General features: G+C 61.4%; 13 protein-coding genes and 1 pseudogene. 11 read left to right on the forward strand and 3 right to left on the reverse strand.

Features of this window, described 5'->3' with window-relative positions; all coding sequences use genetic code 11:
• Positions 1-258: pseudogene (locus ACFFAR_RS11600) on the forward strand (Na/Pi cotransporter family protein); the annotation flags it as partial.
• Here ACFFAR_RS11600 and ACFFAR_RS11605 read toward each other — a convergent pair.
• The gene (locus tag ACFFAR_RS11605; protein WP_062002634.1) at positions 255-1,025 is read right to left on the reverse strand and encodes a DeoR/GlpR family DNA-binding transcription regulator; all 771 of its coding nucleotides are present in this window, start codon (positions 1,023-1,025) and stop codon (positions 255-257) included. The pseudogene ACFFAR_RS11600 and the gene ACFFAR_RS11605 overlap by 4 nt on opposite strands.
• A gap of 431 nt (positions 1,026-1,456) precedes the next feature.
• Here ACFFAR_RS11605 and ACFFAR_RS11610 point away from each other — a divergent pair, with 431 nt between their 5' ends.
• The 7 genes from ACFFAR_RS11610 to ACFFAR_RS11640 all read left to right on the forward strand — a co-directional run bounded on the left by ACFFAR_RS11610 (position 1,457) and on the right by ACFFAR_RS11640 (position 7,008).
• A complete protein-coding gene (locus ACFFAR_RS11610; protein WP_082771554.1) occupies positions 1,457-2,596 on the forward strand; it encodes an ABC transporter substrate-binding protein in 1,140 nt (379 codons plus the stop codon).
• A 177-nt stretch (positions 2,597-2,773) separates the two neighbouring features.
• Positions 2,774-3,637: an ABC transporter permease subunit gene (locus ACFFAR_RS11615; protein ID WP_119024685.1), complete on the forward strand. Its 864-nt coding sequence runs from the start codon at positions 2,774-2,776 to the stop codon at positions 3,635-3,637.
• On the forward strand, positions 3,634-4,467 hold the full coding sequence (locus ACFFAR_RS11620; protein WP_062002635.1) for an ABC transporter permease: 834 nt from the start codon (positions 3,634-3,636) through the stop codon (positions 4,465-4,467). Before ACFFAR_RS11615 ends, ACFFAR_RS11620 begins: the two co-directional genes overlap by 4 nt.
• A gap of 14 nt (positions 4,468-4,481) precedes the next feature.
• The gene (locus ACFFAR_RS11625) at positions 4,482-5,549 is read left to right on the forward strand and encodes an ABC transporter ATP-binding protein (protein WP_062002636.1); all 1,068 of its coding nucleotides are present in this window, start codon (positions 4,482-4,484) and stop codon (positions 5,547-5,549) included.
• Positions 5,550-5,692: 143 nt separating this feature from the next.
• Positions 5,693-5,965 (forward strand): BrnT family toxin, encoded by a 273-nt coding sequence (locus ACFFAR_RS11630; RefSeq protein WP_174362963.1) that lies wholly within the window; start codon positions 5,693-5,695, stop codon positions 5,963-5,965.
• Entirely contained in the window at positions 5,952-6,257 is a 306-nt protein-coding gene (locus tag ACFFAR_RS11635) for a BrnA antitoxin family protein (protein WP_062172368.1), read from the forward strand. Before ACFFAR_RS11630 ends, ACFFAR_RS11635 begins: the two co-directional genes overlap by 14 nt.
• A 178-nt stretch (positions 6,258-6,435) precedes the next feature.
• Complete coding sequence (locus ACFFAR_RS11640; protein ID WP_062002639.1) at positions 6,436-7,008, forward strand: hypothetical protein; 573 nt, start codon at positions 6,436-6,438, stop codon at positions 7,006-7,008.
• Between the two features lie 13 nt (positions 7,009-7,021).
• On the opposite strand, the gene ACFFAR_RS11645 is transcribed toward ACFFAR_RS11640, so the two are convergent.
• Entirely contained in the window at positions 7,022-7,390 is a 369-nt protein-coding gene (locus ACFFAR_RS11645; protein ID WP_062002640.1) for a hypothetical protein, read from the reverse strand.
• A 389-nt stretch (positions 7,391-7,779) separates the two neighbouring features.
• Here ACFFAR_RS11645 and mprF point away from each other — a divergent pair, with 389 nt between their 5' ends.
• Positions 7,780-10,374, forward strand: a complete 2,595-nt coding sequence (gene mprF / locus ACFFAR_RS11650; RefSeq protein ID WP_174362962.1) for a bifunctional lysylphosphatidylglycerol flippase/synthetase MprF — start codon at positions 7,780-7,782, stop codon at positions 10,372-10,374.
• Positions 10,371-11,624 carry a virulence factor family protein gene (locus ACFFAR_RS11655; RefSeq protein ID WP_075358913.1) on the forward strand — a complete coding sequence of 418 codons (1,254 nt, stop codon included), beginning with the start codon at positions 10,371-10,373 and terminating at the stop codon, positions 11,622-11,624. The genes mprF and ACFFAR_RS11655 overlap by 4 nt, the downstream gene beginning before the upstream one ends.
• A 7-nt stretch (positions 11,625-11,631) precedes the next feature.
• Here the strand turns inward: ACFFAR_RS11655 and ACFFAR_RS11660 are convergent, their stop codons facing one another.
• Entirely contained in the window at positions 11,632-12,147 is a 516-nt protein-coding gene (locus ACFFAR_RS11660) for a DUF1993 family protein (protein WP_174362961.1), read from the reverse strand.
• 235 nt (positions 12,148-12,382) lie between these two features.
• Here ACFFAR_RS11660 and ACFFAR_RS11665 point away from each other — a divergent pair.
• The coding region (locus tag ACFFAR_RS11665) for a M20/M25/M40 family metallo-hydrolase (protein ID WP_375507910.1) at positions 12,383-13,060 on the forward strand (678 nt) is incomplete at its 3' end.

A 13,060-nucleotide genomic window follows, 5' to 3' on the forward strand; every position in this document is an offset into this window, starting at 1 on the left:
CGCCTGCTCGCGGAGAAAGAACGCTTTCGTGACCTGGAGCGAAGCTATTCGTACGCGCATCTTGACCGGTTGGCGGGACAGAGCGCCCGGAGTATCGAAACGAGTGCCTTGCACCTGGACATCATCAGCGATCTGAAGCGGCTCAACTCGCTCTTCTGCTCCACGGCCTATCCGGTACTCGATGCCGCCGGCGCCTTGCGGGAGACGCGGCTGCGACGCCGCGTACTCGATGCAACGTATGGCAACGACAGCGTCTAGGCAAGGATCACTTGCGGCAGCTTCTTGCGCAATGAAAGCAGCGCGGGACCTTCGGCGCCTTTCTTGTTGGTGATCAGGGTATCTACCCGGCTGATCGGGCAAAACGCGATCCGGCTGCATTGGCCAATCTTGCTGTAGTCGGCCAGGATCACCACGCGATCGGCATGCGCGACCATCGCGCGCGCGACTTCGGTCTCGGCGTGATCGAAGTTGGTCGCGCCATGCCGATGATCGATCGCAACCGGCGAAAGCAGCGCAATATCGGCGCGGTATCGAATGATCTCGGCGACCGTCGTGCCGCCCACTGTCGCGAACGCACGGTCGCTGAGGGAGCCGCCGAGCAGGATGATCTCGTTGCTCGTCTCGGTCTTTTCGCTGGTCGAACGCATCTTCTGCGCGACGTCGATAGAGTTCGTGATGATGGTCAGGTTGGCGAGTTTTGCGAGTTCTTCCGCAAGGATTGCGGTAGTCGTGCCGGCATCTATGAACAGCGTCTGACCGCTGCTGACCAGCGCCGTAGCCGCGCGCGCAATCGCGTTCTTGGATTTGACGTGCGTGTGGCTGCGCTCGGCAATGGGCGCTTCGTCAGCAGGCCGCGTGACGCCGCCGTGCACGCGCCTCAATTCACCCAGCGCTTCCAGATCCACCAGGTCGCGCCTGACCGTCTCGCGCGACACGCCGAGCTCGGCCATGATGCGCTCGGTCGATACGCGCTCGAGCGTTGCAAGCAGCGCTCGAATTCTCTGATGACGATCTTCCTGCCACATGCGGCGTTCCTTGAGCGTTGAAGTCGGGCACATTGCCGTGTGCCCTGGCATGCGACCACAAAACGTGTGTCATCCGCATGTCGCCAATATCAATGAGCTGTTTCTAGAAGGTTTCCCCCATCTCTCCAACCGAAAGATTAACAAGAACCGATGACTTTCAGGTTGCATTTTTTTGGATACTTGCGAATTTGGGTATTTGAACTTAGTCTCTTCGTCACACTTGCAGATCGCTCCAGGCGTTTTCCTGCGGTGCTGAAATCAGTCTCGAATCACTGTCTTTTTAGCCGTCGTCATAGTTCTTAAATATTTGGCCGCCAGAGTCGCGTGCGCGCCAAATGTGTGCGCATTCAAACAAGTTTCGGATTCAGGCAGCAGGTACGCTGCAGCAACATTCCAAAAACGAAGCACGTCAGGCAGAGGATGGAAACACCATGAATCAAGACGGGTTGCGAGTGACTTCGACCTTTCGCAGGACATCGGCCAAGGCATCCATCACGGCGGCCATCGCCACGCTCACCGCGCTCGCGGGCCATGCCGTGGCGGCGCCGCCGGCGGCGTTGATCGAGGCAGCGAAGAAAGAAGGGCAGTTGACGACGATCGCGTTGCCGCACGACTGGTGCGGTTATGGCGCGGTGATCGCGGGCTTCAAGGCGAAGTACGGCATCCAGGTCAACGAGCTGAATCCCGATGCGGGTTCAGGCGATGAAGTCGAAGCCATCAAGGCGAACAAGGGCAACACGGGGCCGCAAGCGCCCGACGTGATCGACGTGGGTCTGTCGTTTGGACCGACCGCGCAAGCCGCCGGCTTGCTGCAGCCTTACAAGGTGTCGACCTGGGCATCGATTCCTGATTCGGCCAAGGAGAAGGACGGCTACTGGTACGGCGACTATTACGGCGTACTCTCGTTTGAAGTGAATACCGACATGATGGACAAGGTTCCCGCCGACTGGCCGGACCTGCTCAAGTCGGACTACAAGAATGCCGTTGCACTCGCGGGCGATCCTCGTTCGGCGAACCAGGCGATCCAGGCCGTCTACGCAGCGGGATTGTCGCAAGCGAAGGGCGATGCATCGAAGGCCGGCGCCGCAGGCTTGAGCTACTTCGGCAGCATGAACAAGAACGGCAACTTCGTGCCGGTTATCGGCAAGGCGGCGTCGCTGGCGCAGGGCACGACGCCGATCATCGTGCGCTGGGACTACAACGCCCTGGCGGATCGCGATACCTTGAAGGGCAATCCGAAGGTCGCGGTTGTCGTCCCGAAGACAGGCGTGGTCGCGGGCGTGTATGTGCAAGGGATCAGCGCCTACGCACCGCATCCGAACGCAGCGAAGCTGTGGATGGAATACCTTTATTCCGATGAAGGTCAGCTTGGCTGGCTCACCGGTTATTGCCACCCGATCCGCTTCAAGGATCTCGAAGCCAACAAGAAGATTCCGGCTGCGCTGCTTGCCAAGCTGCCGCCGCCATCGGCTTACAAAAACGTCGTGTTTCCGACGCTCGACGAGCAGAATGCTTCGAAAGCGCTCATCACGAAGCAGTGGGACCAGGTGGTCGGCGCCAACGTGAAGTAATGCAATGCACGGGCGCTTCCGGACCTCGGGTTCAACCTGAGTTCCGGCCGTCCTTCCGGTTCGCGCTTCGGATGGTCTTCTCGGCGCGGCCTGTCAGTTCAGAGCGACATCATGAGCACTTCATCGAAGATCGCCGCGCCCATGTCCGTGCAAGAGGACCCCTCGCTGGGTCCCGGCATGAAAGCAGCGCGACGTGTGTCGCCGGCGTGGAACTATCTTGGCGTCCTGCCGTTTTTCGCATTCGCAGTCTTGTTCCTGCTGCTGCCCACTGCGTGGCTGATGGTCGGCGCGTTCCAGGACGCGCAGGGGCATTTCACGCTCGCCAACTTCCGCGAGCTGCTGCAACCCAGCGTACTCGACGCCTACTGGATCAGCTTCAAGGTCAGCGCGGCGTCGGCGTTGGGTGGCGGTTTTCTCGGGCTCCTGCTTGCATGGGCTGCGGTGCAGGGTAAGTTGCCCGTATGGATTCGTCCCACGTTGATGACGTTCTCCGGCGTGGCGTCGAACTTCGCGGGCGTGCCGCTCGCGTTTGCATTCATCTGCACGTTGGGACGCGTTGGACTGGTTACGGTGCTGCTGAAAAAGTACGTGGGCATCAACCTTTATTCCACGGGCTTCAGCATCCTGAGTTTCACCGGCCTGACGCTGACCTATCTGTATTTCCAGATTCCCCTGATGGTTCTGATCATCACCCCCGCACTTGATGGCCTCAAGCGCGAATGGCGCGAGGCGTGCGATTGTCTTGGCGGCAGTGCTTACCATTACTGGATGTACGTGGCGTTGCCCGTGCTCTGGCCGAGCGTGCTGGGCGCCACGCTGCTGTTGTTCGCCAATGCGTTCGGCGCGGTCGCAACCGCTTATGCGTTGACCGGAAGCTCGCTCAATATCGTGCCGATCGTGCTGTATGCGCAGATTCGCGGCGACGTGCTGCACAACGAGAACCTCGGTTACGCACTTGCGCTCGGCATGGTGCTGGTCACCGGCTTGTCCAACGGCGGGTATATCTGGCTGCGCTCGCGCGCTGAAAGGGGTCGTCGATGAGCACTGCCGCCACAGTCACTCTCACGCCCGACAACAAGGTACGTGCGCAGACCCGGGCGGGCGCGTGGATCGCGATGGTTATCGGCGCGGCGTATTTCCTGCTGCCGCTGCTGGCGACCATCGAGTTCAGCCTGAAGATGCGCCGCAACGAATATAGCTTCGACGCCTACCGCGTCGTGCTTACCGACCCGCATTTCCAGGCATCGTTCGGATACTCCATCCTGATGGGCGTGTTTGCGATCGTGCTCGGCGTGCTGCTCGTGGTTCCGACCGCTTACTGGGTTCAGTTGCGCTTGCCGAAGCTGCGTCCGCTGATCGAGTTCATCACCTTGTTGCCGCTGGTGATCCCGGCCATCGTGATCGTGTTTGGTTACCTGCATGTCTACAACAGCAGTTCTTTCTTGCCGCTGACCGGCAATGAACGCGCAACCGATTTCCTGCTGATTTGCGGATACGTCACGCTGTGTTTGCCCTACATGTACCGCTCCGTCGACGCTGGCCTGCGCGCCGTCGATGTCCGCTCTTTGACCGAAGCCGCCGAATGTCTCGGTGCGACCTGGCCCACCATCCTCTTCAAGATCATCTTCCCGAACGTGCGCTCGGGAATCTTGTCGGGCGCGTTCCTGACGTTCGCGGTGGTCATCGGCGAATTCACGCTCGCGAGCCTGCTGAATCGTCCGGCGTTCGGTCCCTATCTGCAATTGATCGGCGCCAATCGCGCGTATGAACCATCCGCGCTTGCAATCATCGCGTTTGCCATTACGTGGGCCTCGATGGGGCTTATCCAGGTCTTCGGCTCGGCGCGTTCCATCGCCGGACAAAAAACTTAAAAGGTCGGTTTGTCATGGCACTTCTCGAGATCGAAAACCTCAGCAAGACGTTCGGCACGAACACGGTGCTGCATCAGTTCGACATGCAGATCGAGCGCGGTGAGTTCATCACGTTTCTTGGCCCGTCGGGCTGCGGCAAGACCACGGTGCTGCGCATGATCGCAGGCTTCGAAACACCGACACGAGGCACGATCAAGCTCGGCGGCCGCGACGTCACTTACCTGCGCACGCGGCAACGCAAGGTCGGCATGGTGTTCCAGTCGTACGCGCTGTTTCCGAACATGACGGTGGCAGACAACATAGGGTTCGGGCTGAAGGTCTTGCGCCGCCCGCAAGCCGAGATCAAGTCGCGCGTGGAGGAGATGCTCGCGCTCATCAAGTTGCCGAAGCTGGCGGACCGATATCCGTGGCAGTTGTCGGGTGGCCAGCAGCAACGCGTGGCGCTTGCCCGGGCGCTCGCAAACAAGCCGCAAGTGCTGTTGCTCGACGAACCGCTTTCCGCGCTCGACGCCAAGATCCGCGTCTCACTGCGTGAGGATATTCGCAGCCTGCAGCGCGAGCTTGGCATTACATCGATATTCGTCACGCACGATCAGGAAGAGGCACTGTCGATATCGGACCGGATCGTCGTCATGAACGAAGGACGGGTCGAGCAGATCGGCACGCCATCGGAGATCTATAACTTTCCGCGCACGCGCTTCGTGGCGTCGTTTGTCGGCACGCTGAATCTGCTGTCGGGGCAGGTAGTCGACCCGGCGAGCGGCCGGATCGTGGTCGGCGGACAGGAATTGCGGACCTCGCATGCATTGAGTTCCAGCGATACCGGCAAGCAGCGCATGCTTGCCGTGCGCCCCGAAGCCATCGTGCTCGAAGCGCCGGCAAACGGGCGCAACACGCTTGCGGCCACCGTGGAAGAGGTGAACTTCCTCGGCGCGGTGGTGCGCATCAGGACGCGCGTGGACCAGTCCGTGATTTCACTCGATGTCTTCAACGACCCGAATCGACGCTTGCCCGAACGAGGGCAGCCCGTGGCGCTGGGCTTTTCGCACGAGAATCTGCTGGTACTGGAAGAAGGGGCTTGACAGGCAAAAGCATCGACCGGGTACAGTTGGCCTGCAAGTTATAGAGAACCGTTCCGCACATCGTGGAACGGTTTTTTTTTGCCATCGCGCGGCGCACGCATCGGCAACAACCTTGTCTTTCAGACTTTTTGCATCTACAATAAATGAAACAGTACGTGATGTTTGATTTGGAAAAGGACGCGTCGAATCAGCGCAAGCATGGATTGTCGCTAGCCGACGCCGGGGGCCTCGACTGGAATGCTCTGCGTATTCAAGCGGATACGCGGCGGGACTATCGCGAAGAGCGGCTTGTCGGGTACGGGCCGCTGGAGAGCCGTCTTCACTGCGTGGTATTCACGCCGCGCGACGGCGCCATTCGAGTCATCAGCCTTCGCCGGGCGAACAACAGGGAGATCAAGGACCATGAGCAAAGTTAAATTGATCCGGAATACGCCGGAAGAAGAGGCTGCAATCAACCGCGGTATCGCCGCCGATCCCGACACGTATGAATTGTCGGCCGAGGAATTCAAGGCGCTGCGCCCGTTTCCCGAATACATGGCAGAACGCCGCATGGGGCGGCCGCCAAAAGAGCATCCGAAGGAGCAGGTCAGCGTCCGTTACGACGCGGATGTGATCGCAGCGTTTCGCGCAACGGGCGATGGCTGGCAGACGCGCATGAACAACGCGCTGCGGGTTTATCTGAGCGAGCATCCGTTGAAGATCGCTTGAGCCAGCCCGCCGTCGTGCGGGTCTGACCGTCAGGGCCGTTCCGGGTCATCAACCGGAGCGGCCCTTGTTTTTTCGGAACCGCTCGCCTCAGGACCGCGTCAAAACCCGGCACAATCTCCCCCGCCGTCTCAAAATGTTAAGGTAGGGTCCGGTTTATTTTGAGACGGACAGCTAAAGCGTGATTTTCAACACCCATTTCAAATTTGCGGGCGTACGTGCATCTGGCGCCTTTTTCGCCGCATCGATACTTCTTCTGAGCGCCTGTGCGCCCGTTCCTCCCGCCGAAAACGCCGCAACCGCGCTCCCCAGCGCGGCCTCGGCGGCTGTCGTCGCGGCTCAATCCAAACCACAGTCGCGTAATCGTTCCGCCGAGGCGATCGCAGCCGGGGCGTCGGGCGCGCCGGGCGTCCAACGCATCGATGTCGGCGGTCCCAGCGGTTACAAGACCGAGGTTTCGATCACGCCGCCCAAGCAGGTCTGCGATCTCGACGCGTTTGCCGATGGCGTCGAGTATGGCTACGCGTACACATGGAACCGCCTGCTCATGGAGCAACTGCGCGACTCGGGCAAACCCGCGACGCCGCCGAAAGCCCAGTTCGATCCTGCTGGCATCCGTCTGCAGGACGAGCAATACAAGATTGTCTGGAACGGCGACCAGCGCGTGAATGCATGCGCGTCCGACGGGTACCTGATCGGACGGATCGTCGGCACGCACCAGGCTTATGTCGATATGAAGGGCGGCGCGAGCTGAGCGCGAGGGCCGGTCAGTCGCACTTGTGGGCATCGGCCACGTACACCGCTGCGCCCACGATATCGCCGTAAATCGTATAGCCCGTGCCGTTCGCCGAGGGTTCTGCGTCGATCAGCAGCAGGGTCTCGCCTTTGGCGCCATGCACGGTGATGACGTCGCCGTCGGCATTGGGCGTGTATTCGCCCGTCTTAAGCGGCCGCGCGGCCCAATGTGCCTTTACGCATGCGGCGAATGGCAGCACGGCGAGATGCGACGTCCCGGAACCCACCGGCACGGTCTTCACGAGCGAATCGTATTGCGTCACGCAGCCGCCCAGGGCGAGCGCCGTCACAGCGGCGGTAACGGTCAAGGCAAGAGCGGCAGCAAGGCGTGGCGTTTTCATTCGGTAGAACCTTTTTTATCGATGATAGATGCACCGCCGGGGCGTGCACTGGAGCCAAGATGCTACCCGCTCGGCCGATTCCTCGTAAAGAAAGCGCCCGGAAAGCGCCGGAAACCGCTGGGCAAACCGCTTGGCAAACCGCGCTTACCGCGCGATAACGGAACCCGCCGCGGATAAAAAGCATAGAATCGCCGACTTTTCTTAAGTCCAGTCAACCATCGCCGATATACAGGCGTTGCTAACCGTAACGTTCCGTTCAGGTTTATGAAACCTGGGAGCGCGGGGAAGAGCGACAACGGTCCGGCGCGCAGCCGATCAGAACCAAGAACCAACAAGAACGCTACATGGCCGCAAGGCTGGAAAGCGTTGGAGCAAGTCCGGTAATTCGCATGTCTCGCAGAAATGTCGTTCGTTCAGTTCTTCAGCCGGAATCGCTGCTCCGTTTAACACGGTCGTGGCGGTTGCAGCGTTTCACCGCCCCGGTCCTTGCGCTCGTCGTGTGCGCGCTGCTGCTGGTGGTTTTCCAGCACTTGTCGCACGCGGTCAACTATAAGACGGTCGTTCACCAGCTTCTCGCGCTCTCCTTCGAGGCGTGGGCCGGTGCGCTCCTTGCCACCGCGCTGAGCTACGCGGCGCTGGTCGGCCGCGATGCCGTAGGCCTCCGGTACCTCGACGCCAAAGTGCCGCATTCCGTGCTGTGGGTCGGCGCGACGGTCGCGTCGGCGCTTGGCAACGCAACCGGCTTCGGCGCTTTGACAGGCGGCGCCGTGCGTTGCCGCGTGTACGGCGTGTCGGGCATTACGCCGGCGCAGGTAGGCCGCCTGACCGTATTCACCAGCGTCACGCTGGCGCTGGCGCTCGCGCTGATGACGGCGATCGGCATGGTGTGCGCGGCGGATACGCTCGCGGCCATGCTGCACGCTTCGCCGGAACTGCTCCGGTTCAGCGGCGCCGCGATCCTGGCCGTTTTTGCGGTGATGATCGCGCTGTGCGGCAAATCATCGCGAACGCTGCAGTCGCGCTGGAAGTGGCTGGCCGTCACCGTTCCGTCGCGCCGCGACCTGGTTGCCCAACTCATTCTTGCCGCCCTCGATGTCTGCGCCGCCGCGCTCGCGCTCTGGGCCGTGCTGCCGCATGCGCAGGTCGGTTTCGGCGAATTCCTGACGGTGTTCTCGGCTGCCATGCTGCTGGGTCTGATCGGCCATACGCCCGGCGGCGTAGGCGTGTTCGAGGCGGCGATGGTCTTCGCGCTCGGCGGCAGCGTCAATACGCCGGCCATGCTGGCCGCGCTCCTTGCCTATCGCGCGATCTACTTCGGCCTGCCGCTGATCGTGGCGACCGCCGTGCTGGCCGGTTTCGAAGGCCGCGCGCTGAAGGGCAGGTTCACGTTCCTCAATCCATCGAATGTGTCGCAGCTCGCGCCCTTGTTCCTGAGCGTGGTGACGTTCGTGGTGGGCGGCATGCTCGTGATTTCGGGCGCGACGCCCGCGTTCGGCAAGCGCATCGCGGTGCTGCAGGCCGTGTTGCCGTTATGGGTGCTGGAAAGCTCGCAACTGCTCGGAAGCGTGCTGGGCGTGGTGCTGTTGTTTGTCGCGCGCGGGCTGCTGCGCCGGCTCGACGCCGCATGGTGGCTCGCAATCACGCTCGCGGTGGCCAACCTGGCGCTGTCGCTGGCGAAGGGGCTGGCGTTTGTCGAGACCGGCGTGCTCGCGCTGCTGATCGTGCTGCTGCTGGCCACGCGCGACCGCTTCAACCGGCGTTCGTCGCTGCTCTCGGAGCGCTTCACGGCGAGCTGGCTGGTGTCGGTGGGGATCGTGATCGTGCTGGCGGTCTGGATCATGTTGTTCGCCTTCCGCGATATCAACTACAGCCGCGATCTCTGGTGGCAATTCGCCTTCGATGAACGCGCCCCCCGCGCCTTGCGCGCCACGCTGGCGGCGGGCCTGTTTGCAGCGCTCTTCGCCGTCTGGCAATTGTTGCGTCCAGCCGCCGGCCGTTTCGAAAAACCCGCGGCGCAGGATCTCCTCGATGCCGCCCGCATTTTCCGCGCACAGGAACGCAGCGACGCCGGCCTCGCGATGATGGGCGACAAGAGTTTCCTCTTCTCTTCATCGCGCGAAGCCTTCCTGATGTACGCAAAGCACGGCCGCACCTGGGCGGCGCTTCATGATCCGGTCGGCCCGCGCCGCGAATGGGCGGAACTGATCCGCCGGTTCGTTGAAATGGCGCACGCGCACGGCGGCCGCGCCGCGTTTTACCAGGTTCGCGCGGACGCCCTGCCGCTTTATCTCGATGCCGGTCTCACCCTGATGAAACTCGGCGAGGAAGCGCACGTCGTGCTGGAAGATTTCGACTTGAAGGGCTCGCATCGCGCGCATTTGCGTTATGCGTTAAAGCGTGGCGAGCGCGATGGTTTCGATGTCGAAGTCATCGATTCCGCACAGGTGCCGTACGCCATGCCCATGCTGCGCGAAGTGTCCGATGCCTGGCTGAACGGCCGCGAAGCACGTGAGAAAAGCTTTTCGGTCGCGGCGTTCAACGACGATTACCTCGCGGCGCAATCCGTGTTGCTCGTTCGCCAGCAAGGCAAGCCGGTGGCGTTCGTCACGTTCATGACCACCGACATGAATACGGAAGCCACGGTCGGCGTGATGCGCCATGTGCCCGATGCATCGCCGTATGCAATGGAATATCTCTTCACCAAGCTTGCGCTGCATTTGAAGCAGGCCGGTTACCAGACGCTGAGTCTTGGCATCGCGCCGCTGTCCGGCATGCAGCCGACGCCGCTTGCCTCGCCATGGCACCGGCTCGCCGGTCTCGTCTGGCGCTTTGGCGGACGTTTCTACAATTTCCGGGGCTTGCGCGGTTTCAAGAGCAAGTTCCAGCCGCGCTGGGAGCCGCGTTATCTCGCGGCATCCGGCTCGGTGGGCGTGTTTTTCACGCTTGCAGATCTCTCGTTGCTGGCGGGAGGCTGGCGTTCATGAATTTTTTCAGCAAGATTGCGTTTGTTTCATTGTTTGCTGTTTCAGCGGCCCATGCCGCCACGATTCCCGGCGGCCGTTACGGCGATGTGCAGTTCACGAAACCTGCTGGTCCGATGCGCGGTTTTATCGTGCTCTTCTCCGATAAAACCTGGACCCCCGCCGACACCCAGACCGCCGATGCGCTCGCCAAAAACGGCGCGATGGTCGTAGGCGTCGACACCACGCGTTACGCCGCGAAGCTGCCGTCGGAGAAAGAAAGCTGCCACAACCTCGTCGGCGATGCCGAAGCACTCAGCCATCAGCTCGAACGCGAAGTGCAGTCGGACCGTTACTTCGCGCCGATCCTGATGGGTTCCGGCCAGGGCGGCGTACTCGCCACGAAGATCCTGTCGCAGGCGCCGGACAACACGGTCGCGGGCGCGCTCGCGCTGAATCCCGACGCGCAGCTCGACTCGCGTTTCAATCTGTGCCCGCCCGATCCGACCATCACGCACGCGAAAGGCCTGCCCGGTTTCTTCGATAAAACCACGCAGCCCGCCGCCACATCGAAAGCCGATGCGCTGCTGGCGCTCGCCGTGCCGCACCTGAAGATCGAGCCGATGCACGACGAAGACGTGTCCGATCTGCCGCTGGTCGAGCTGCCCGCCGCCCATCCGACGAACCTGCTTGCCATCGTGATTTCCGGCGACGGCGGCTGGCGCGATCTCGATAAAACCGTCGCGGAATCATTGCAGAAGGATGGGGTATCGGTGATTGGCATCGACAGCTTGCGGTATTTCTGGAGCGCGAAAACGCCCGAGCAGACCGCGCACGATCTGGCACGCGTGATCCAGGCGTACAGCGCCCGCTGGCATTCGGAGCACGTCGCGCTGATTGGCTACTCGTTCGGCGCGGACGTGATGCCGTTCGCCTACAACCGTCTGCCCGACGCGGTGCGCGCGAAGGTATCGATGGTTTCGCTCATGGGCTTTGCACCCGATGCCGATTTCCAGATCCGGGTGACCGGCTGGCTTGGCATGCCCGCAAGCAAGGACGCGTTCAAGGTGCGCCCGGAACTGGCGAAACTGCCGCCGGGAATCGTGCAGTGCATCTACGGCGAGGCCGAGGAAGACACGTTATGCCCGGCGCTGACCAGGACGGGCATCGAAGTGATCAAGACGAGTGGCGATCACCATTTCGGCGGCGACTACGCCGTGCTCGCGCGACGTATTCTGACGAGCTGGCAGAAACAGATCGCCGCGCGAACCTGAAGTCCGGTCAGGCGGATTGCATCGCGCCCAGGTAATCGAGTTTCCCGACCGGCACGCCGAGCTGACGCAGGATGTCGTACGCGGTAACCACGTGGAAATAAAAGTTTGGCAGCGCGAATAAAAACAAGTAGTCGCTGCCGCTGAACGTTATTTCACCAGCGCGTTGCTTCAGCGTGACCTCGCGCGTTTCGCTGCCTTCGAGCGTCGATTGATCGACGGTTTTCAGATACGCCAACGTTTTCGTCAAGCGTTCACGCAACTCGGCGAAGGTCGTTTCGGTATCGTCGAAACTCGGCGCTTCGACGCCTGAAAGACGAGCCGCCGAAAGCTTCGATGTATCGCTTGCGCGCTGGATCTGTCCGGTGAACGGCAGCATGTCTTCGATCAACCGGGTCGACGTGATGTCGGTGTCTCCCAGTCCTTTCTCCTTCGCGTGGGTTTCGGCTTTGGCGATCAGTGAAACGAGTACGTCGAGACCGCGGATGAATACAGGAATGCTTGCGCGATACATGGATACGGACATGGTGGTGTTCCTTTTTTGCTGAGTCCTGACTGGACGGGGCCTCAGCATACCGGGACGCGACGTGTAGCGCTTTTTCGACTGATCGCGCCTGATTGGAGCTGATTGTGCCCGATTTTGCTGGAAGCGGTCCCATTGATATCAGCGTTCGGTTCGCATTCGTTCCACGGGCAATTCCGCGCCCGAAGCGCCGCCAATCCCGGCTATCATTCGTTTTTAAACGGCCGGGACGCCCGTCATGATCTCAGACGACCTTACACAAGAAACACAGCGCATCGACCGTGACGCTTTGCGTGAATTCATCGACCGCAAGTGGGATGACGAGATCCTGCCCGCGCTGACCGATTACATCGCGGTGCCTGCAAAGAGCCCCATGTTCGATCTCGACTGGATGAAGAACGGTTTCATCGAGCGTGTGATTACGGATGCCGCGCAATGGGCCGAACGTCAGCCGGTGCGTGGCCTGAAAGTCGAAATAATCCGCTTGCCCGATCGCACACCCGTGATCTTTTTCGAGGCGCCGGCCACGCGTTCGAACAGCCGCGACACCATCGTGCTCTACGGCCATCTCGACAAGCAACCCGAGTTCGACGGCTGGCGCCGCGACCTGGGCCCATGGTCGCCCAAGTTCGAAGACGGCAAGCTGTACGGCCGCGGCGGCGCGGACGACGGTTACGCAACGTACTCATCCATCAGCGCCATCGCCGCGCTCGATGCACAAGGCATCGAACGGCCGCGTTGCGTCGGCATCATCGAAACGTGTGAAGAATCGGGTAGCTACGATCTGCTGCCATATGTTGACGCGCTGCGCGATCGGCTCGGAGAAGTCAGCCTCGTCGTCTGCCTTGATTCGGGCGCCGGCAATTATGATCAGTTATGGCTCACCACGTCGCTGCGCGGCATGACCGGCGGCAAC

This window comes from uncultured Caballeronia sp. (assembly GCF_964243625.1).
Taxonomy (GTDB): domain Bacteria; phylum Pseudomonadota; class Gammaproteobacteria; order Burkholderiales; family Burkholderiaceae; genus Caballeronia.

Excerpts from the sequence above, each read along its gene's own strand:
- ACFFAR_RS11645 (WP_062002640.1), bottom strand. The coding sequence starts at position 7,390 with ATGAAAACGCCACGCCTTGCTGCCGCTCTTGCCTTGACCGTTACCGCC.
- mprF (WP_174362962.1), top strand. The coding sequence starts at position 7,780 with ATGTCTCGCAGAAATGTCGTTCGTTCAGTTCTTCAGCCGGAATCGCTG.
- ACFFAR_RS11635 (WP_062172368.1), top strand. The coding sequence starts at position 5,952 with ATGAGCAAAGTTAAATTGATCCGGAATACGCCGGAAGAAGAGGCTGCA.
- ACFFAR_RS11655 (WP_075358913.1), top strand. The coding sequence starts at position 10,371 with ATGAATTTTTTCAGCAAGATTGCGTTTGTTTCATTGTTTGCTGTTTCA.
- ACFFAR_RS11620 (WP_062002635.1), top strand. The coding sequence starts at position 3,634 with ATGAGCACTGCCGCCACAGTCACTCTCACGCCCGACAACAAGGTACGT.
- ACFFAR_RS11610 (WP_082771554.1), top strand. The coding sequence starts at position 1,457 with ATGAATCAAGACGGGTTGCGAGTGACTTCGACCTTTCGCAGGACATCG.
- ACFFAR_RS11625 (WP_062002636.1), top strand. The coding sequence starts at position 4,482 with ATGGCACTTCTCGAGATCGAAAACCTCAGCAAGACGTTCGGCACGAAC.
- ACFFAR_RS11630 (WP_174362963.1), top strand. The coding sequence starts at position 5,693 with ATGAAACAGTACGTGATGTTTGATTTGGAAAAGGACGCGTCGAATCAG.
- ACFFAR_RS11615 (WP_119024685.1), top strand. The coding sequence starts at position 2,774 with ATGAAAGCAGCGCGACGTGTGTCGCCGGCGTGGAACTATCTTGGCGTC.
- ACFFAR_RS11660 (WP_174362961.1), bottom strand. The coding sequence starts at position 12,147 with ATGTCCGTATCCATGTATCGCGCAAGCATTCCTGTATTCATCCGCGGT.
- ACFFAR_RS11605 (WP_062002634.1), bottom strand. The coding sequence starts at position 1,025 with ATGTGGCAGGAAGATCGTCATCAGAGAATTCGAGCGCTGCTTGCAACG.